This is a genomic window from Euzebya sp. (assembly GCF_964222135.1).
Lineage (GTDB): Bacteria > Actinomycetota > Nitriliruptoria > Euzebyales > Euzebyaceae > Euzebya.
In genome coordinates this window covers 1-19,651 of the sequence record NZ_CAXQBR010000067.1, presented here as the reverse complement: position 1 = coordinate 19,651, position 19,651 = coordinate 1, and the positions used below count along the sequence as shown (strand labels likewise).

Below are 19,651 nucleotides of genomic sequence, written 5' to 3'. Positions count from 1 at the left end.
GTCGCCCGACCGTGACCCCGATCGACCCGACGTCACCGCTCTGTCAGGTCGCGGCGCTGTCAGGTGATGGCGCGGATCCTCACGCGATGTGGTGGCATCGTCGCACCGGTTGCCGGGAAGGGTCCGGCTCACATGTCCGCCCCGACCGACCCGGCGACGGTCGACCTGTCCCAGGTCGGCGAACGCGACCGCCCCACGGCGATGGCCCGGCTGGCCCGGCGCAGCTGGCAGTTCGTCGGCATCGCCCTCGCCGCCTGGATCGTCGCGTTCGTCGTGACGAAGATCAGCGTGGTCGTGATCGCCTGCGTGCTGTCGGTCCTGATCGCCGCCGCCTTCGAACCCCTCTTCCGCCGCCTGGTCGCCTTCGGCTGGCCCCGCACCGCCGCGGCGCTGACGGTCACGGTCGGCTGGATCCTCCTGGTCATCCTCGTGTTCGTCGTCATCGGCTGGCGCAGCATCGACCAGGTGCCCGAGATCGGCGGGCAGATCGGCGACGCCATCTCGCGCCTGCGCGACCAGTTCCCCGCCCTGCCGATCCCCGAGAACGGCGAGCTCGACGAGCTGCTCGCAGGCGGCGGGGGAGGGGCGGAGGAGTCCGGTTCCGGCATCGCCCCCGCCGGTGCGGTGTCCGGCCTGCGGATCGTGGGTGAGGCCATCGCCGGCGGGGTCCTCGCCGTCGTCCTGTCCTTCTTCCTCCTGCGGGACGGCGCGCAGATGTGGCGCTGGTTCGTCGAGCTCTTCCGGGCCGACGACGGGCCGCGCGTCGACGCGATGGGCCGGGCCGCCTACGCCACGACCGCACAGTACGTCCGGGGCCTGAGCGTGGTCGCCCTCGCCGACGCGGCGTTCAGCGCGATCGGGCTGTTCGCGCTCGGGGTGCCGCTGGCCTCGGCCCTGGTCGTCCTGACGTTCTTCGCCGCGTTCATCCCCACGATCGGCGCGTTCGTGGTCGGGGGCCTGGCGGTCGCCAGCGCCTTCGCCGCCGACGGGCTGACCATGGCGATCATCGTCCTGGTCCTGTACACGGTGATCCAGCAGATCGACGGGAACGTCCTGCAGCCCTGGGTCATGGGCCACCGCCTGCCGCTCCACCCGGCCGCGGTGCTGCTCGCCCTGTCGGTGGGCGGCTTCGTGGCCGGGGTGATGGGCGCCCTCCTCGCCGTCCCGATCGCCGGCGCGGCCGTGGCGGCGCTCAAGGTGTGGCGGCGAGGGGCCATCACGTCGGGGACCTGACCATCCCCCCGGGGAACCCCGATCAGAGGACCCCGATCAGCCCCGAGGGGTGGTCGACGAGCAGGTCGGCGTGGGCCTCGCGCAGGACCGCGTCGTCGAACCCGCCGGAGCGGACCGCCGCGAACCGCAGCCCGAGCGTCGCGGCGGCGTGGCCGTCCCACGGGGAGTCGCCGACCATCGTGACCAGCGGGCTCGCCGTGGTGCCCAACCCGCCGAGGGCGGCCTGCAGCGGGTCCGGTGCCGGCTTCGAGTCGTCCGTGGAGTCCCCGCCGGTCACGTGGACGTCGGGGTCGCCCAGCACCCCGAGCAGGATCTCCCGCTCGGCCGACCCGGCCGACGTCGCCACCACGAACGGGACGTCGCGGGCCGTGAGGTCCTCGAGCAGCCCGAGCGCACCCGGCGTCGGCTGCAGCACCTCCCCCGCCTCGACGAACCGGCTCCGGTGACCCTCCTCGAGCTGCTCGTGCAGGTCGTCGTCCGGCACCTCCCCCAGCAGGTGGTGGATCAGCCGGGTCGAGCCCATCCCGATCGCGGCGTGGATCGCCCGCGTCGGGACCGGCCGGCCGGCGTCGACGAACGCGTCGTGCCAGGTCGTCACGTGGAGGGGGACGCTGTCGACCAGCGTCCCGTCGAGGTCGAGGATGATGCTGCGCATGTGCGCATCTCTACCCGGCGGGCGCCGTTTGCCCCACCGGTCCCTCGGGGGAGGGGGCGTGAGACCGCCTGGACTGACCACAGGAGCGATGACCGATGAGCCTCTCCCGCCGCCCCGACGGGGTCGACGACGCGACCGTGGAGGCGCTGGGGACCCTCGGCGAGGCCCTCGAGTACGTCGAGCGCGCCCGCGGCCGCCTGTACGACTTCCACCAGCTGAGCGGCCGGGCCGACCTGCTGGTCGGTGAGGCGGCGGAGCAGCTCCGCGACGCCGGCCACGACGACGTGGCCGAGCGCCTCGAGACCGAGCTGGTCGGCCGCAACGTGATCACCGACCGCTGGACGTTCCAGATCGTCGAGGACTACGACGACGGCTACTGGACGACGGCGCGGGACCTCGAGCGCCAGGCCCGCGAGGCCCTCGCTGGCGGGGTCCGCCACATCTTCGAGGCGGAGATGAAGGCCGACCGGATCACCGACGGCCACCCCGACCACACGCCGGGGCCGGCATGAGCATCCCCGAGATCCTCGGCACCTCCTGGTCGACGATCGGCGCGGCGGTCATCGCCACCGTCGCCATCTACGTCGCCGTGATCGTCACCACCCGCCTGGCGGGCCTGCGGACCTTCGCCAAGATGTCGGCGTTCGACTTCGCCGCGACGATCGCGACGGGGTCGATCATCGCGTCGGCGGCGCTGACCACCGCGTCGCTGGCGGTCGGCCTGGTCGGTCTGGTCGTGCTGTTCACGGTGCAGGTCGCCATCGGCGTGATGCGCCGGAGCGACGCCCTCAAGAGCCTGATCGACAACCGGCCGATCCTGCTGGTCGAGGACGGCCAGCTGCTCGAGGGGAACATGCGCACCGCCCGGGTCCAGGCCGATGACATCCGAGCGAAGCTCCGCTCCCACGACATCGGGCGCCTGGCCGACGTCCGCTACGTCGTCCTCGAGACCTCCGGGGACATCTCGGTCATGTCGACCGCTGACGAGATCGACGACTTCGTGATGGAGGGCGTCCGGCGCTGAGGCCGCGCCGTTCCCAGGACGCGCTACCAGGAGGCACCCGCTCGCGCAAGTGGTTCAGGGCATTTCGCCCTAAAGACTAGGAGTGACATCTCGATACAGAGCGTGTGACCGCATCCACCCGCTCTCGTCCCCTCGCCCTCGTCGCCGCCCTGGCGGTGCTGCTGACCCTGGCCCCGACCGGGCAGGCATCCGCCCAGCAGGCGGACCCCGCCGAGCGCACCGTCAGCCTCGTCCAGCGCCCCGACGGGTCGCTCGAGGTCGTCACCGGCCCGTCCTTCGCGGCGGTCACCGGGACGGTGCTGGTCACCGAGGCCGACACCGTCCTCCACCCGGCCGGGCGGACGTACGAGTACACCTCGTCGGGCACCGTCACCGACGAGCTGCGTCCCGAGCAGTGGAACCTCGACGACCTCCAGGCCGAGCGGGTGTGGCAGGCCGTCACCGGTGAGGACCAGGTCATCGCGATCGTCGACACCGGCGTCGACGGGGATCACCCCGACCTCGAGGACCGGCTGGTCGAGGGCTGGTCAGCGACCGGTCGCGACGAGCTGGTCGACGACCAGGGCCACGGCACGCACGTCGCCGGGATCGCCGCCGCCAGCGTGGGCGACGACTACGGCGTCGCCGGTCTGGCGCCGGAGGCCGGCCTGATGAGCGTCCAGGTCACCGGTGAGGACGGCTCGGCGTACGCGTCGGACGTCTCCCGCGGCGTGATCTGGGCGGCTGACCACGGCGCGACGGTGATCAACATCTCCCTCGCCGGCCCCCGCGAGAGCCAGGTCCTGAACGCCGCCATCGACCACGCGGTCGACGCGGGCGTCGTGGTCGTCGTCGCCGCCGGGAACGCGCACGGCAACGGCAACCCGGTGATGTACCCGGCGAGCCACCCCCGCGTGCTGGCGGTCGGCGCGCTGCGGGACGCCGAGACCCGGTCGGCGTTCTCCTCCACCGGCGACTACGTCGACATCGCCGCGCCGGGATCGGCCATCATGTCGACCCGCCCGCGCGACGCCTGGGGCTACGCCTCGGGGACGAGCATGGCCGCCCCCCTGGTCGCGGGCGCCGCCGCGCTGTTGCGGTCCCACGACAGCTCACTCTCCGTCGACGAGGTTCACGCTCTGCTGATGGATTCAGCCCGTGACCTGGGCCGGAAGGGCCACGACGACGACTTCGGCGCCGGCGCCGTCGACGTCATCGCCGCCCTGACCGCGATGGGCGAGGACCTTACCGAGCCGGAGCCGGAGCCTGAACCTGAACCTCAGGCTGAGGTCCGCGTCCCCCGGCCGACCTACGGGCACTTCAGCCGGGGCTGACGATCAGGCGCCCGTGCCCCGCAGCATGGCCGGGATGGTCTGGGCGATGATGCGCAGGTCGGTGAGGGGGCTCCACCGGTCGATGTAGGAGAGGTCGAGGTCGACCCAGGACTCGAAGCTCGAGTCCTCGCGGCCGGACACCTGCCACAGGCCGGTGACGCCGGGCTTGACGCTCAGGCGGCGGCGGTGGCGGGGGTCGTAGAGGGTGACCTCGCGCGGCAGGGCGGGACGGGGGCCGACGAGGGACATGTCGCCGGTCAGGACGTTCCAGAACTGCGGGACCTCGTCGAGGCTCGTGCGGCGCAGGATCCGCCCGATGCGGGTGACGCGGGGGTCGTGGGTCGCCTTGAAGGTGACCGCGGAGCGCTCGTTCAGGTGAGCGACCTCGGCCAGGCGGTCCTCGGCGTCGACGCACATGGTGCGGAGCTTGAGGATGGGGAAGTGCCGGCCGTGCAGGCCGACGCGGGTCTGGCGGAAGAAGATCGGGCCGCCGTCGGTCAGCTTGATCGCCGCGGCCGCGAGGGCGAGGAGGGGGGCGAACGCCACCAGCCCGGCCAGGGCCCCGATGAAGTCGACGGCGCGCTTGACGCCCTTCTGGACGACGTCGTCGGGGGTGTGGACCAGGCTGAGGAGCGGGACGCCGCCGACGTGGTCCAGCCGGCTGCGGGTGCCGAGCTCCTCGACCATCCACATGGGCATGCGGACGGTCTTGCCCTGCTCCTCGGCGATCTGGGCGCAGTCGCGGATGCGGGCCCACTGCTCGAAGGGAAGGCAGATGACGACCTCGTCGACCACGCGGGTCGCGAGGATGCTCCGCAGGTCGTCGATGTTGCCCAGCCGGTGGCCGGGGTCGACGCCGGGGACGTCGTGGCCGACGTAGCCGATCGCGTCCATCCCAAGTTCGGGGTGGCTCCGGAGCGCGGACAGGAACCGCTCCCCGCCGATGCCGCCGCCGACCATCAGGACCCGCAGGTTGCCCTTGCCGGCGGCGCGGCGCTGGCGGAGCACCCGGTCGGCGGTCAGGCGGCTGGCGGCGATCCACGTGCCGACCGCGACGGCCAGGTTGGCCAGGTACATGCGGGAGATCTCGTGGAACTTGAAGACCACGACCAGGCTGAAGATCACCAGCAGCAGGGCGCCTGCGCCGGTGGCCGCGGCCTTGACGGCGTCGCCGAGGCCCCAACCGCCCACCAGGCGGTAGAGCTTCAGCTGACGCCACAGCACCGGGGTCGACACCACCAGCAGCGCCGAGGCCAGCGACGCCGAGCCCGACACCTGGGACTGCGCGAACGCGAGGGCATCACCGAAGAACACCAGGTTGAGGGCCACGACGATCACGCTGAGGACCACGAGGTCCAGTCCCGCCAGCACCAGCTTCGTCGCCATCACGCGGTCGCGGACCAGACCGAGCTCAGGGCTCGGGCCGACGGGTGCCAGACCCAACGCGAGATCGGTCAGGTCGATCTCGTCTCTCGCGGAACTGCGCGCCAGAGCATCCCCCACCTGCTGCTCTCCCCTCAGGAGTTGACTGCGGGACATGTGATCCGTCCCTCTCGGTGAACCGGTGGCCATTTAGACATCCGTGTACGCGTTGTGCAAGCCGCTTCATGTTTCGCGACGGTGAAAGTGTCGCGCGGACGCGGGTTCTCGCACAGCACCACTACGCACGGCGTACTGAGGATCACTGAGAGTGCTGTTCCGCCCTCAGGTCATCTGTTGGTGACCGAGGGTGGCGAGGTCGATCAGCGCGGCAGCACCCCGCGCTCGACGAGCAGGGTGATGACCTGCTCGGCGGCGTCGACCGCGGAGCGGCCGTGGTCGGTGACGACGACATCGGGGGCGAGGGGTTCCTCGTACGGGCTGGTCACGCCGGGGATGTCGATCTGCGCGCCCGCCTCGAGCCGGCTGTACAGCCCGCCGGGGTCCCGCTGGCGGCAGACGTCGAGGGGGGTGTCGACGAAGACCTCGATGAACTGCTCGGGGCCGATGAGGTCCCTCGCGCGGTCGCGGTCCTCGGCGTTCGGGGCGGTCATGACCGCGAGCGCGATGACGCCCTGGGTGTTGAGCAGCTTGGCGACCTCCGCGACGCGGCGGACGTTCTCCGACCGCTCGGGGGCGGTGAACCCGAGGTCGCGGCTGACGCCCTGCCGGACGTTCTGGCCGTCCAGGCGGACCACGGTCCGGCCGGCGTCGAAGAGCAGCCGCTCGAGCGCCGAGGCGATGTTGGCCTTCCCCGCCCCGGTCAGACCGGTCAGGAACACCGTCACCGGCTGCTGGTCGTACCGCCTGGCCCGCTCGGCGGTGGTCACCGCGGAGGTGCGGCCCGTCAGCGTCGCGGGGGCCTCGCGGTCCCAGTTCGAGGACGGCCCGGCGATCATCCCGCCGGCCACCGTGGCGTTGGTGAGCCGGTCGATGAGGATGAAGCTGCCCGTGGCCCGGTTGTCGGCGTAGGCGTCGAACAGCAGCTCGCGGTCGACCGCCAGCGCGCAGCGGGCGATGTCGTTCAGCCCCAACGTCTCGGGCGACGTGCGCTCGAGGGTGTCGATGTCGAGCCCGTAGCGGATCGTCTCGAGCCCCGCGTTCGAGATCCCCGCCGCCGATTGCAGCAGGTACTGGCGGCCGGCCTGGAGGGGCTGCTCGGCCATCCAGACCACGTCGGCGTCGATGCGGTGGGCGCGCTGCATCGGCCGCTGCCCCTCCACCACCAGCACGTCGCCGCGGGACACGTCGATCTCGTCGGCCAGCGTCACCGTGATCGCCTGACCCGGCTGGGCGGACTCGAGGTCGCCGTCGAAGGTCACGATCCGGGTGACGGTGGAGGCCACGCCGGAGGGGAGGGACACCACCCGGTCCCCGACGGCCAGGCGGCCCGACGCGAGCGTGCCGGCGAACCCGCGGAAGTCGAGGTTCGGGCGGGTCACCAGCTGCACCGGCAGGCGGACGGTCTCGTGGTCGACCGCGACGGTGACGTCGACGGTCTCGAGGTGCTCCATCAGCGGCGGGCCGTCGAACCACTCCATGTGGTCGCTCGCGTTGACGACGTTGTCGCCGGTCAGGGCCGACATCGGCAGGAAGTAGGGCTCGACCGGGGCCTCGAGGTGGCCGGCGAAGGCCTGGAAGTCCTTGACGATCTCGGCGTAGCGGTCCTCGGACCAGTCGACCAGGTCCATCTTGTTGATCGCCACCACCACGTGGGTGATGCCGAGCAGGGACGCGATCGTCGCGTGCCGCTTGGTCTGGGGCAGCACGCCGTGGCGGGCGTCGATGATCAGCACCGCCAGGTCAGCCGTCGACGCGCCGGTGACCATGTTGCGGGTGTACTGCTCGTGGCCCGGCGTGTCGGCGATGATGAACTTGCGCCGCGCGGTCGAGAAGTACCGGTACGCGACGTCGATCGTGATCCCCTGCTCCCGCTCGGCCTTCAGGCCGTCGGTGAGCAGCGCCAGGTCTGGTGCCCCGCCGGTGGTTCCCTGGGTCACCGAGTCCGCCTCGAGCGCGGCCAGCTGGTCCTCGTAGACCATGTGGGAGTCGTGCAGCAGCCGGCCGATCAGCGTCGACTTGCCGTCGTCGACCGACCCGCAGGTGAGGAAGCGCAGCAAATCCTTCCGCTCGTGCTCGGCGAGGTACGCCTCGATGTCGGTCGCGATCAGGTCGGAGGAGTGGCTCATCGGTCGGCGCTCCGCGTCGGGGCAGGCGGGGGAGGGGGCGGCGGGGGAGGGGTGGGGCCGATCTGGTCGGTCGGCAGGGCCGCGACGGGCACCGCCAGGCCGTCGGTGCCCTCGGGGACGGCGATCGTGAGCGGGGCGGCGGTCCCGCGCAGCTCGATCAGCCCGCCGGTGCCGAGGACGACCGGGGTGGGGAGCCGCGTCGAGAGGCCGAGGTCGATGACCTCGCCGACCTCGCCGGTGACATCGACCCCGCCGGCGGGGTTCAGGACCGCGAACTCACAGACCACCACCTCGTTGGCGGCGTCGGCGTCGGGGGACACGCCCACCACCGTCGTGCCCGACGGGTTCAGCGCCAGGCGGTCGAGGGGCGGACACGCCTCGTTGCGGGGGTCCTCGGCGCGGTGGACGGTCAGGGCCTCGGCGTCGACGGTCACGAACGTGGACCCGTCGCCGCTGCCGGCCAGCGCCACCACGTCGAGCAGCTGCACCGCGGAGGGCTGCAGCGACGTGGCGTGCAGGACGTCGACCTGGCCGCCGATCCGGCGCGCGACGACCCCGCCGTCCAGCCCGAACGCGGCCCCGTCGCCGGCGGCCACCTGCACGGCGGCGTCGCCAGCGGCCTCGGTCGCCACCCACCCGGTGACCTCGCCGACCGCGAGGTCGACGCGGACCAGCTCCGCCACCGTCGTCCCGTCGGCCTGCCGCGCGGGCGTGAGCGCCACGTACGCCGCTCCCCCGTCGGGGCTGACGGCGATGTCGCTGATCGTCCCGCGCCGGTCGATGTCGAGCGGGCGGGTCCAGCCGGTCTCGACGTCGACGAGCAGCAGGGTCAGGATCGCCGGTCCCGCGGCGTCGGTCGGGTCGGTCGTCTCCACCCCGATGACGACCTCGGAGGTCGCACCGCGGTAGGTCGGGTGGACCAGGTCCAGCAGGGCCTGCTCGCCCTCGCGCAGCCGGAGGACCTCGACCAGCCCGCCGGGGCGGTGGGCCACGATCCCCATCGGCCCGGTCAGCACCGTCCGGTTCGCCCGCGGGACGTCGACGTCGACGCCGAGGCGGTCCCACACCTCCACCGCCAGGCCGTCGTGCAGGTCCGCCGGCGCACCGGCGACGAGGCCGACGAGGTCCCCACCGCCGTCGCGATCGCCCGCCCCCTCCACGAGCGCGTCCAGCGCGTCGTCGGTGCCCGGCGGCAGGGTCGAGGTCTGGGTGTACAGCTGCGGCGTGCCGGCGGTGGCCGCGAGCGGACCGCCGGCGATGGCGTGGACCCAGGCGGTGTCGGTGAAGCCGTTGAGGACCATCACGCCCTCGACCGCCTCGGCGGGCCACAGCTCGGTGGCGATCGCGCCGGCGGTGGCGTCACGGCTGGGACCGGCGACCCGCAGGACGGTGCCGGCCCGCTCGTCGAGGCCGCGGGCCACCGCCTCGCTGATCGCCGCCTCGCCGCCGATCACGACGACCTCGTCGACGGCGTGGGCGGTGAGGTACTGCTCGACCTCGGGGTGCAGCAGCGTGGTCGGGGTGACCAGCAGCGGGGTGCCGGTGCGGGCGGCGTAGGCCCCGGCGGTCGCCGCGTCCGCCGGGTCGTCCCCGCGCGCGACGAGCACCCGGTCGACGGTGCCGCCGACGGGTCCGAGCCGGTCGGCGATCAGCCGCGCGGTGTGCTCGCGGCCGTCGCCGGCGATCCGCTGGGTGCAGTAGCCGAGGTCGGCGACGGCCTGCTCGACCGCGGGGCTGATCGCCGCGGTGCCACCGAGCAGGGCCACCTCGAACCCGCCGGGGACGTCGGCGTCGTCACAACCCCGCGGGGGGCCGACCGCCCGGGCGACCTCGGCCAGCACGCGGGGGTCCGCGGGGGCGTCGGGCCCGCCGGCGGTGTAGAGGATCGGCCGGGTCGCCCCCGCGAGCGCGGCCCCGGCGAGGGCGTCGGCGAACAGGTCGGACCGGGCGATCACGGCCCCCTCGGCCTGCCCGTCGGCGAACGCCTCGCCGCTCAACCGGATGGCGGCCCGGACCGGATCGGCGACGGCGCCGACCCGGCGTGAGCCCTGCCCCTCACCCTCCCCCTGGGTCGGGTCCTGGGCGGTCGCCGGCCACTGGACGGCCGCGAGGGCCACCAGCGCGCACAGCGCAGCGCCGATGAGCCGGACGGCGATCGGCGACGGGCGCGACCCGCGGGCGGTGCGCACGGCTAGAAGTACCCCTCGCGCTTCTTCTCCTCCATCGAGCCGGACTGGTCGTAGTCGATGACCCGTCCCTCCCGCTCCGAGCGGGTGGCGAGCAGCATCTCCTGGATGATGTCGGGCAGGGTGGTGGCGCGGGACTCGACCGCGCCCGACAGGGGGTAGCAGCCGAGGGTGCGGAAGCGGACCCAGCGCTCCTCCGGCTCCTCGCCCGGTTCGAACCGGAAGCGGTCGTCGTCGACCATGATGAGGGTGCCGTCGCGCTCGACGACGGGCCGGGGGGCGGAGTAGTACAGCGGCACGATCGGGATCTGCTCGAGGTGGATGTACTGCCAGATGTCGAGCTCGGTCCAGTTGGAGAGGGGGAAGACGCGGATCGACTCGCCCTTGTTGACCCGACCGTTGTAGAGGTGCCACAGCTCGGGTCGCTGGTTCTTCGGGTCCCAGCGGTGGTGGGCGTCGCGGAAGCTGAAGACGCGCTCCTTCGCGCGGGACTTCTCCTCGTCCCGCCTGGCCCCGCCGAACGCGGCGTCGAAGCGGCCGGCCGACAGGGCCTGCTTCAGCGCCTGGGTCTTCATGATGTCGGTGTAGCCCTTCGAGCCGTGGTCGAAGGGGTTGATGCCCTCGGCCTTGCCCTCGGGGTTGGTGTGGACGATGAGGTCCAGGCCGAGCTCGGCGGCGGTGCGGTCCCGGAACGTGATCATGTCCCGGAACTTCCAGGTGGTGTCGACGTGGAGGAGGGGGAAGGGCAGCTGGCCCGGGTGGAAGGCCTTGCGGGCCAGGTGCAGCATCACCGAGCTGTCCTTGCCGATGCTGTACATCATCACCGGCCGCTCGAACTGGGCGACGACCTCGCGCATGATGTGGATGCTCTCGGCCTCGAGCTGGGCGAGGTGGGTCATCGGGGTGGCGGTCGGTGCTGCGGTGCTCACGGGTCCCCTCTGCGTCGGTGTGCTCGCGCGCCGGCCGGATGGTAGCCGGCAGGGGTGCTTCTCCCTGTTCGCGAGTCCGTGCGATCGTGCCCGTCGTCAGAGGATGGCCGGTCGTCGGAACCGTGGGAAGGGGAGCAGGTGGGCCTGGAGGCCTGGATCACGCTCGTGGTGGTCCTCGCGGTGCTGGTCGCGCTGGTGCGGGACCTGGCGCCGGCGGCGATCGTGCTGCTGGGCGCGGTCGTCGGGTTGCTCGCCATGCGGGTGATCACGCCCGAGCAGGCCTTCAGCGGGTTCTCGAACCCCGCCCCGATCACCGTCGCGGCGCTGTACGTGCTCGCCGGGGCGGTGCAGCGGACCGGGGTGCTCACCTCGGTCGTCGGCCGGCTCCTCGGCGGGGCGGCGGGGCCGCGGGTGCTGCTCGCGAGGGTGGTCGCCCCGACGATCGCGGGGTCGGCGTTCCTCAACAACACCCCGATCGTGGCGATGATCGCCCCGGCGGTCGCGTCGTGGGCCGAGCAGCGCAGCCTGCCGGCGTCGCGGTTCCTGATGCCGGTCAGCTACGCGGCCATCCTCGGCGGGTGCATCACCGCGATCGGCACGTCGACGAACCTGGTCGTGTCGGGGCTGCTCGTGGCCGCGGGGGCCGAACCGCTCGGGCTGTTCGAGCTTGCCGCGGTCGGGCTGCCGATCGCGCTGGGGGGCGGGCTGCTGATCGTCGGGTTGGCCCCGCGGCTGCTGCCGGACCGGGGGGCGGCGATGGAGGACTTCGCCGAGCACGTCCGCGAGTTCACCGTGTCCATGGAGGTCGTCGACGGCGGCCCGATCGACGGGCGGACGATCGAGGAGGCGGGGCTGCGGGCGCTGCAGGGCGTGTACTGCGCGCAGGTGAGCCGCGACGGGCACGTCACCACCCCGGTCGCGCCGGACCACCTGCTCGAATCGGGTGACGAGCTGCTGTTCGTCGGCAAGGTCGACCGGATCCTCGACCTGCAGGGCAACACCGGCCTGCGGCCAGCGGAGGACCGCCAGCTCTCGCGGGTGGGGGAGCGGGGGGTGTTCTACGAGGCCGTGCTCGGCCCGGGGTCGTCGCTGATCGGCTCGACGCTCAAGACCGTCGGGTTCCGCCAGCGCCACGGGGCGGCGGTCATGGCGATCCACCGCGCCGGGCAGCGGATCGACGCGAAGCTGGGTGAGGTCGAGCTCCGCCCCGGCGACGCGCTGCTGCTGCTGGCCGACACCGGGTTCGGGGAGCGCTGGCAGACCACCGGCGACTTCATCCTGGTGGCCGGCACCGGGCAGGCCCGACCGGTCCAGGGGCGGCAGGCGAAGGTCGTCGGCGTGGTCACCCTGGCCCTGGTGCTGCTTGCCGGGCTGGGGATCGTGCCGATCCTGGAGGCGTCGCTGGTCGCGGCGCTCGCGCTGATCGGGCTGCGGGTGATGCGGGTGTCCGAGGCCCGCGCGGCGATCGACCTGCAGGTCCTGGTCGTGATCGCGTCGGCGTTCGGGTTGGGCGCGGCGATGGAGGAGTCCGGGCTGGCGGGGGCGCTCGCGGACCTGATGTTGGGCGTCACACAGCAGTGGGGGCAGCTCGGGGCGCTGGCCGGCGTGCTGGTCGTGACGATGGTCCTGACCGAGATGCTGACCAACAACGCCGCGGCGGTCCTGGCGTTCCCGCTGGCCGCCGCGGCGGCCGAGCAGGTCGGCGCCGACCTGCGCCCCTTCGCGATCGCGATCGCGCTGGGCGCGTCGCTGTCGTTCCTCTCACCGATCGGGTACCAGACCAACCTGATGGTCTACGCGCTCGGCGGGTACCGGTTCGGTGACTTCGCCCGGCTGGGGGCGCCGATCACCGCCCTGGTGGTGGTGGCCACCATGCTGCTGGTGCCCCAGGTCTGGCCGCTGTAGCCGGTCACGGCAGCCCTGGTCACCTGGGTGGCTGATATCGCGCTTCGTAGAGATCAAGCACGCACGGTAGTGGCCGACGAGGGTGCATGCGCAGTCGCGTCCTGGCCCTGACCGTCATCGCGTCCATGGCCATGGGGGTGGCCGGCACCGTGGTCCCTGACCCCGGTCCGGTGCCGGTCATCCACAGCGTCAGCTACGTCGCCGACGCCCCCATCGATCCGCGGTTCGCCCAGGCGGTCCCGCCGCCGGTCTGCATCGGGGACGGGACGTCCGGACGACGGGTGCAGCTGCTCTACGCCGCCGTCGACGGCCGTCCCGACCGGTTCGCCGAGCTCGAGACGACGCTGCAGGACCACGCCGCCGTGATGAGCGGGATCTACCAGGCCTCCGCCTCGGTCCACGGGGAGGGACGTCATGTCCGCCTGGTCCAGCGGGACGACTGCCGAGCCGACATCGCCCGGATCTCCCTGCCGGCCGGCGCCGTGATGGACTTCGTGGTCCTCGAGCGCCGGCTGCGCCAGGAGGGCTGGGACCGCCCGGACCGCAAGTACCTGGTGTTCATCGACGACGCGCGGAGCGATGCGGTCTGCGGCGAGGGCCAGTACTACCGCGACGACCGCCCGGGCGCGGTGAACGTGAACGACACGACGGAGATGCCGGGGTCCGTCGGGTACGTCGACACCAGGTGCTGGGACCCGACGCGGCAGCGCGGGCTCCCCCACGAGCTCGGCCACATGCTCGGTGCCGTCCAGCCGTCGGCCCCGCACCACGACGACGGGCACTGCGACGACGGTCCGGAGGTCATGTGCATGGCATCCCAGCCGTCGCCGCCGGAGACCTGCTCGCTGTTCCTGCTCGACTGCGGCGGCGACGACTACTTCAACCCCGACCCGCCCGAGGGCAGCTACCTGGCCGACCACTGGAACCTCGCGGACTCGGGCTACCTCGAACCCGGCGAGCCCGACGCGGAGCAGCCCGATGTCGGCGATCCGGGTGCGGGGTCCGGTTCGGGTGGGTCCGGGTCGGGGTCGGGGTCCGGGTCGGGGTCGGGGTCCGGTGCAGATCCGGGGACGGGCTCGGGTCCCGGAGGCACGGGACGTGTTGCGGTGCTGGCCGCCCCCGATCCGACGGCGGCGGCGATCGCGCTCTCCCGGATCGCGTGGCCCGAGGCGTCCCGCGCCCCGGTCGCGGTGCTCGCGCGCGACGACGCGTTCGCGGACTCCCTGGCCGGGTCCGCGTTGGCCGGGGAGGGGCCGCTCCTGCTCACGCCGCGCGACCGCCTGGACCCGGGGGTGGCCGTCGAGCTGCGCCGCACCCTCGGCCACGGCGGCATCGTCTACCTGCTGGGCGGCGAGGCGGCGCTGTCCGCCGACGTCGCCGAGGGCGTGCGCAGGATGGGCCTGACCCCGGTGCGCCTGTCGGGTGCCTCGCGGGTGGAGACCGCGGCCGCCGTCGCCCGCGAGGTCGCCATGCGCCGGGGGGAGGTGGACCAAGTCGTGGTCGTCCGCGCAGACGACTGGGCGGACTCGATCGCCGTCGCCGGCTGGGCGGGGCGCACCCGGACACCTGTCCTGCTCACCCCTTCGGACATCTTGCACCCCCAGGTGGCCGAGGTCCTCGCGCGTCTGGCACCCGAGGAGGTCATCGCCGTCGGCGGGACGTCCGCGGTCGACGAGGTCACCGTGGCCGCGGCGGCCTCGGCTGCGGGAGGTGCCTCGCGCCGCGTCGCCGGCGACAGCCGGGTGGGCACCGCCGTGGCCGTCGCCGGCGAGCTGTGGGACGCCGACGAGGTCACCCGCGGGCTCCTGATCGACGGGTACGCACAGGACGGGTGGGCCTGGGGCCTGTCCGCCGCGAGCGCCGCCGCCGCCGGCGAGCTGCCGCTCTTCATGGCCACCGCCGACGGGGTGCCGGACGACACGGTCCGCGCCGCCGGGTGCGCCGACCTGCTCCTGCTCGGACCGACCGTCAGCGGGTACGCCTCCGGCCCGCTCTCCGGCCGCACCTGCTGAGGGGGTCGGGGTCGCCTGACGAGTGGAAGCGGGGGCGGGGAGGACGTCGGGGACGGGACCAGCCGCGTGGTCGCCGTCGTGCGCCCGTGGGTCGATGGCGGGGGCCGGTGGTGCTGTGAACCTCCCGCGATGCGCCCGTGGGTCGATGGCGAGGGCCGGTGAGGGCTGTGAACCTCCCGCGATGCGCCCGTGGGTCGATGGCGGGGGCCGGTGGTGCGGTGAGCCTCTCGCGGTGCGCCCGTGGGGCGATGGCGGGGGCCGGTGGCGCTGTGAACCTCTCGCGGTGCGCCCGTGGGTCGATGGCGGGGGCCGGTGGTGCTGTGAGCCTCTCGCGGTGCGCCCGTGGGGCGATGGCGGGGGCCGGTGGTGCGGTGAACATCCCGCGATGCGCCCGTGGGTCGATGGCGGGGCCCCGTGGGGCTGTGAGCCTCCCGCGATGCGCCCGCGGGTCGATGGCGCTCCCCGTCCGGCCCGCCGCCGCGCACCTGCGACGCCGGTCAGCCCCCCTACGAGACCGACGCCGTCCGCTCGCTCACCGCGGCGACCGCGAGGTGGCGGGGGCGGACGTCGCGCAGCTCAGCCGCCACGCCCGACCAGGACTCCCGCCAGCCGCGCAGGTCCTCCTCCACCATCGGCCGGCCCATGAAGTACCCCTGGCCCAGCGCGCAGCCGGCGTCCCGCAGCCAGAGGTAGTCCTCGCGGTCCTCGATCCCCTCCGCCACGACGGTCAGGCCCAGCGCGGCGGCCAGGTCGATCACGGCCCTGAGGATCGTGCCACCACGCCGGCCGCGGCGGTTCTGCACGAGCGACCGGTCCACCTTCAGCACGTCGACCGGGATCCGGCCCAGGTGCGCGAGCGAGGAGTACCCCGTCCCGAAGTCGTCGATGGCGACGCTGATGCCGGCCGCCTCGAACTCCGCGAGCAGCGGGAGCGCCCGGCCGGCGTCGGTCAGCAGGGTCGTCTCGGTGATCTCGACGGCGAAGTGCTCGGCGGGGAGCCCCTCCTCGGCCAGGATCGCCTTGACGGCGTACGGGATGCTCGCGTCCGACAGGCTCTGGGGCGACAGGTTCACCGCCACCCCGGCGGCCAGCCCGTCCGCCAGCCAGCGCCGGCAGGCCCGGGCCGCCTGCCGGGCGACGTGCATGGTCAGCTCGCGGATCAGCCCACCCTGCTCGGCCAGCACGATGAACTCGTCCGGCGACACCGGGCCGAGGACCGGGTGGTGCCAGCGGGCCAGCGCCTCGAGGTGGTGGACCGCACCCGTCGCGGTGTCCACGATCGGCTGGTAGACGCAGGTGAGGTGCTCGCCGCGGATGGCCTCCCGCAGGTCCCCGGCCAGGCGGAACTGGCGGGCGGCGTGCTCGGCGTCCTCCACCGCGAACCGGGCCACCCCGCTCTGGTCCCGCTTCCCCCGGAACATCGCCACGTCGGCGGCGCGGATGAGCTCCTCGGTGTCGGTCCCGTCGGTGGGGTGGTGGGACAGGCCGATGCTCGGCAGCACCGACAGGTGCATCCCGCGGATGTTGGAGGGGGACTGGAAGTGCGCGCGGGTCGCCGTGGCGACCTCGAGGCCCCGCTCGATCGGCCCGGGCAACAGGCACACGAACTCGTCGCCCGCGAACCGGGTGATCATCGCGTCGGCCGGCATGGTCGCGACAAGGCGGGTGGCGAAGTCGACCAGCAGCTCGTCGCCGGAGCTGTGGCCGAGCGCGTCGTTGACGGTCTTGAACCCGTCGAGGTCGAGGAGCAGGAGGCTGTAGTGCTCGTCCGCCGTCACCGTCGCCAGGTGCTCGTCCAGCCACAGCCGGTTCGGCAGCTGGGTGAGGGGGTCGTGGCGCGCCTCCCACCCGGCCTGTCGCGCCTGGGCCCGGACCACGCCGGTCAGCCGGGCGTTGTGCACCATCGTCGCGAGCTGCCCCGCGAGCGTGGCGGCGACGCGCAGCTCGGGCAGGCCGAGGCTCGCCGCCTCACCCTCACCCTCGGCCACCAGCAGGCTGCCCGTCACCGGCGCATCCGGGGGGAGGGGCACGACCAGGCCGTCGCGCACGACCCCGCCGCAGTCCTCGGCGGACAGGACCCGCGGCTCGGACACCGGTGCCATGTCGGCGAACAGCGCCTCCGCCCGCCCGTCGGTGGCGAAGACGACCACCTCCCCGCCGGGCTCGGTGAGGCGCAAGCCGACGACCTCGGCCTCGAGCAGCGTCCCGACCTCGCGGAGCAGGGCGCGCACCGCCCCCTCCTCGTCGAGGGAGGGGTCGATGACGACGGCGCCGAGCTCGGCGACGCGCTGGAGCCCCTCGCGCTCGGCCAGCAGGTCGGTCTCGGCGCGGAACGCCAGCCAGATCGACAGGGCGATGAATAGTAGGGGGCCGACCAGCACCCACTCGTCCCCGGCGGTGTGGACGAAGACGAAGGTGAAGGCGGCCGACGACAGCGCGGGGGGCAGCCCGGCGCGGAGGGTCGCCAGGATGCGCGTCCAGCTCATCGGCTCGTCGCGGACGCGGGCGATGATGCTGTTGAGGGCGATCGCCGAGATCATGTCGGTGAAGGCGATCGCGCCCAAGACCGTGTAGACCCCGGCGGGGCTGATGCGGTCGTCGCCGGCGACCAGCAGGAGCAGCACCATCGCGGTGGCCGCCTGCCAGCTCCACATGGTCAGGTTGAAGAAGAGCTTCAGGCGCTCCTGGCGGCGGTCCAGGTACAGGCCGACGCCGGCGCCGATCAGGCGGGCGCCGACCAGGCCGACCGGGCCGAGGAACAGCAGCCCCGCGACCAGCGGGACCTCGGAGACCGTGAACCCCTCCGCCGTCGCGCCGCGGCGGATGCGGAGGGTCGTGAACTCGGCCGCCACGAACCCGCCGGTCACGAGCACCAACGCCCAACCCGGCCCCAGGACGGGGCCGGGCAGGGTCAGGCTCGCGCCCGTCGCGACGACCGTGCCGAGCGCCCAGAGGGCGGTCAGCCGTCGCGCGTGGCGGGTCAGGGCGTCCATGTCATGGCGTCAGGTCACGGCGTCAGGTCACCAGGGGTTGACCGACAGCCACCCCTCGGACAGGAACTGGTTGGTGTCGTCGTCCCAGCTGTGGCCGACCCAGGAGCGGCCGACCCAGGAGCGGCCGACCCAGGAGCGGCCCACCCAGGAGCGGCCCACCCAGGAGCGGCCCACCCACGACCGACCGACCCAGGAGCGACCCAGCAGGGCGTCGTCGGAGAAGCCCTCGCCGGTCCACTCGACGCCGTTCCAGACGCCGCCGTCCCACGAGCTGCCGGCCGCGGACTCAGCGGCCCAGGCCGCGACGTCGAAGGGCTGGCCGTGGACGTCGACCTCACCGGCCAGCGGGACGAACGACCCGCCGCGGCTGAAGTAGGGCGCCTGGTCGGCGACGCGCATCGTGTCGCGCGCCGCGTCGAGGGTGCCGGTCGCCTCGCCAGCGGCGTGGGACTGGAGGGGGCGGGACGTGCCGCGGGCCAGGGCGGCGGACGCCGCACCCAGGTCGATCCCGCCGGCGCCGGCCGCCGGGTCACCGCCGGCCAGCGGGCGGGCGGTCGCCACCAGCGCGGCCTTGATCTGGTCGGGGGTCGCGGAGGGGTGGGCCTGCAGCAGCCGGACCACCACGCCGGAGGCGACGGCCGCCGCCTGGGAGGTGCCGTGCCCGCTGAACCCGGCCGCACCGCGGCGGGCGGCGGGGTAGGCCTCGTCGAGGATGGAGCCGGGAACGCGGTAGGAGACGATGCCGGTCCCGGGGGCCAGCACGTCGACGCGGCGCGCGTCGGTGCCGCGGTTCGAGAACTCCGCCAGTGAGTCGTCCGCGGTGGCGGTCGTGCCCTGGGAGTCGCTCGCGCCGACCGCCAGCACCCAGGGGCTGAGGGCCGGGTTGCGGAGCGCGTCGCGGGACTCGCCGTCGTTGCCGGCGGAGACCACGACGACCACGCCGGCGCGCCAGGCGTTCTCGACGGCGAAGGCCAGCGGGTCGACGTCCCAGGCCTGCACGGCGTCGGTGCCGAAGGACAGGTTCAGCACCCGGATCCCGTAGTCGTCGGCGTGCTGGGCGACCCAGTCGACGGCGGCGATGACCTGGGAGACGTCGACGGCGCCGCTGTGGCTGCCGACCTTGACCGAGTAGAGGTCCGCGTCGGGGGCCAGGCCGACGAGCTCGACGCCGTCCGCCCCTGCGACCCCGCGGCCGCCGATGATGCCGGCGATGTGGGTGCCGTGGCCATAGCCGTCGACGTGGGTGAGGTTCGGGGCCTGGGAGTCGAAGGACAGGTCCGGGCCGTGGATCACGTGGTCGAGGCCGGGGACCTCGGCGACGCCGGTGTCGATGACCGCCACGCCGACCCGGCCGGCGGCGGCGAACCTGGTCTCGTCGACGACGCCGACGATCTCGGCCAGGGAGTCGAGGTCGGTGTCGGGCGACTCGCGGAGCCACTGCTCGCCCTCGCTCAGGCCGTCGGAGTCGTCGAGGACGACCGGTGCCTGGCGGGCGGCGTTGACGTTGCCGGCGCAGCGGGGGTTGCCGACACCGTTGCAGCCGGGGAGCTCACCGGTCTGTCCGGGGGCGTTGCCGCTGTTGCCGGGGGTGTCGCCGGTCTGTCCGGGGGCGTTGCCGTTGCCGTTGCCCTGGCCGTTGCCGTTGCCCTGGCCGTTGCCGTTGCCCTGGCCGTTGCCGTTGCCCTGGCCGTTGCCGTTGCCCTGGCCGGTGCCGTTGCCCTGGCCGTTGCCGT

Annotated in this window: 13 protein-coding genes; 6 read left to right on the top strand and 7 right to left on the bottom strand. The window is 73.6% G+C overall.

The features are described from left to right. The first annotated feature begins 132 nt into the window (after positions 1–132). Positions 133–1,233, top strand: coding sequence for an AI-2E family transporter (locus ACEQ2X_RS14495; protein ID WP_370326536.1), 1,101 nt, complete (start codon positions 133–135; stop codon positions 1,231–1,233). Between the two features lie 22 nt (positions 1,234–1,255). Here the strand turns inward: ACEQ2X_RS14495 and ACEQ2X_RS14490 are convergent, their stop codons facing one another. Next, complete coding sequence (locus ACEQ2X_RS14490) at positions 1,256–1,888, bottom strand: HAD family hydrolase (RefSeq protein WP_370326535.1); 633 nt, start codon at positions 1,886–1,888, stop codon at positions 1,256–1,258. Between the two features lie 95 nt (positions 1,889–1,983). Here ACEQ2X_RS14490 and ACEQ2X_RS14485 point away from each other — a divergent pair, with 95 nt between their 5' ends. From ACEQ2X_RS14485 to ACEQ2X_RS14475, 3 genes are all read left to right on the top strand, one after another. Continuing rightward, entirely contained in the window at positions 1,984–2,400 is a 417-nt protein-coding gene (locus tag ACEQ2X_RS14485; RefSeq protein ID WP_370326534.1) for a hypothetical protein, read from the top strand. Continuing rightward, positions 2,397–2,912 carry a DUF421 domain-containing protein gene (locus tag ACEQ2X_RS14480; RefSeq protein ID WP_370326533.1) on the top strand — a complete coding sequence of 172 codons (516 nt, stop codon included), beginning with the start codon at positions 2,397–2,399 and terminating at the stop codon, positions 2,910–2,912. The genes ACEQ2X_RS14485 and ACEQ2X_RS14480 overlap by 4 nt, the downstream gene beginning before the upstream one ends. Positions 2,913–3,016: 104 nt before the next feature. Beyond that, positions 3,017–4,225, top strand: coding sequence for a S8 family serine peptidase (locus tag ACEQ2X_RS14475; protein WP_370326532.1), 1,209 nt, complete (start codon positions 3,017–3,019; stop codon positions 4,223–4,225). A gap of 3 nt (positions 4,226–4,228) precedes the next feature. Here the strand turns inward: ACEQ2X_RS14475 and ACEQ2X_RS14470 are convergent, their stop codons facing one another. From ACEQ2X_RS14470 to cysD, 4 genes are all read right to left on the bottom strand, one after another. Continuing rightward, a complete protein-coding gene (locus ACEQ2X_RS14470) occupies positions 4,229–5,611 on the bottom strand; it encodes a sugar transferase (protein ID WP_370326531.1) in 1,383 nt (460 codons plus the stop codon). A 356-nt stretch (positions 5,612–5,967) separates the two neighbouring features. After that, positions 5,968–7,893 carry a sulfate adenylyltransferase subunit CysN gene (gene cysN / locus ACEQ2X_RS14465; RefSeq protein ID WP_370326530.1) on the bottom strand — a complete coding sequence of 642 codons (1,926 nt, stop codon included), beginning with the start codon at positions 7,891–7,893 and terminating at the stop codon, positions 5,968–5,970. Continuing rightward, positions 7,890–10,082 carry a cell wall-binding repeat-containing protein gene (locus ACEQ2X_RS14460; protein WP_370326529.1) on the bottom strand — a complete coding sequence of 731 codons (2,193 nt, stop codon included), beginning with the start codon at positions 10,080–10,082 and terminating at the stop codon, positions 7,890–7,892. Before ACEQ2X_RS14460 ends, cysN begins: the two co-directional genes overlap by 4 nt. 2 nt (positions 10,083–10,084) lie before the next feature. Further along, complete coding sequence (cysD, locus tag ACEQ2X_RS14455) at positions 10,085–11,008, bottom strand: sulfate adenylyltransferase subunit CysD (RefSeq protein WP_370326528.1); 924 nt, start codon at positions 11,006–11,008, stop codon at positions 10,085–10,087. A 138-nt stretch (positions 11,009–11,146) separates the two neighbouring features. Between cysD and ACEQ2X_RS14450 the strand changes: the two genes are divergently transcribed. Then, positions 11,147–12,913: an SLC13 family permease gene (locus ACEQ2X_RS14450; RefSeq protein WP_370326527.1), complete on the top strand. Its 1,767-nt coding sequence runs from the start codon at positions 11,147–11,149 to the stop codon at positions 12,911–12,913. A gap of 86 nt (positions 12,914–12,999) precedes the next feature. Next, the gene (locus ACEQ2X_RS14445) at positions 13,000–14,925 is read left to right on the top strand and encodes a cell wall-binding repeat-containing protein (RefSeq protein WP_370326526.1); all 1,926 of its coding nucleotides are present in this window, start codon (positions 13,000–13,002) and stop codon (positions 14,923–14,925) included. A 506-nt stretch (positions 14,926–15,431) separates the two neighbouring features. Here ACEQ2X_RS14445 and ACEQ2X_RS14440 read toward each other — a convergent pair. Together ACEQ2X_RS14440 and ACEQ2X_RS14435 are read right to left on the bottom strand one after the other, a co-directional pair. Then, positions 15,432–17,918, bottom strand: coding sequence for an EAL domain-containing protein (locus tag ACEQ2X_RS14440; protein ID WP_370326525.1), 2,487 nt, complete (start codon positions 17,916–17,918; stop codon positions 15,432–15,434). A 27-nt stretch (positions 17,919–17,945) separates the two neighbouring features. Beyond that, positions 17,946–19,651, bottom strand: a 1,706-nt coding sequence (locus ACEQ2X_RS14435; protein WP_370326524.1) for a S8 family serine peptidase, incomplete at its 5' end; no start/stop codon positions are given.

Excerpts from the sequence above, each read along its gene's own strand:
- ACEQ2X_RS14495 (WP_370326536.1), top strand. The coding sequence starts at position 133 with ATGTCCGCCCCGACCGACCCGGCGACGGTCGACCTGTCCCAGGTCGGC.
- ACEQ2X_RS14485 (WP_370326534.1), top strand. The coding sequence starts at position 1,984 with ATGAGCCTCTCCCGCCGCCCCGACGGGGTCGACGACGCGACCGTGGAG.
- ACEQ2X_RS14490 (WP_370326535.1), bottom strand. The coding sequence starts at position 1,888 with ATGCGCAGCATCATCCTCGACCTCGACGGGACGCTGGTCGACAGCGTC.
- ACEQ2X_RS14470 (WP_370326531.1), bottom strand. The coding sequence starts at position 5,611 with ATGGCGACGAAGCTGGTGCTGGCGGGACTGGACCTCGTGGTCCTCAGC.
- ACEQ2X_RS14440 (WP_370326525.1), bottom strand. The coding sequence starts at position 17,918 with ATGGACGCCCTGACCCGCCACGCGCGACGGCTGACCGCCCTCTGGGCG.
- ACEQ2X_RS14480 (WP_370326533.1), top strand. The coding sequence starts at position 2,397 with ATGAGCATCCCCGAGATCCTCGGCACCTCCTGGTCGACGATCGGCGCG.
- ACEQ2X_RS14445 (WP_370326526.1), top strand. The coding sequence starts at position 13,000 with ATGCGCAGTCGCGTCCTGGCCCTGACCGTCATCGCGTCCATGGCCATG.
- cysN (WP_370326530.1), bottom strand. The coding sequence starts at position 7,893 with ATGAGCCACTCCTCCGACCTGATCGCGACCGACATCGAGGCGTACCTC.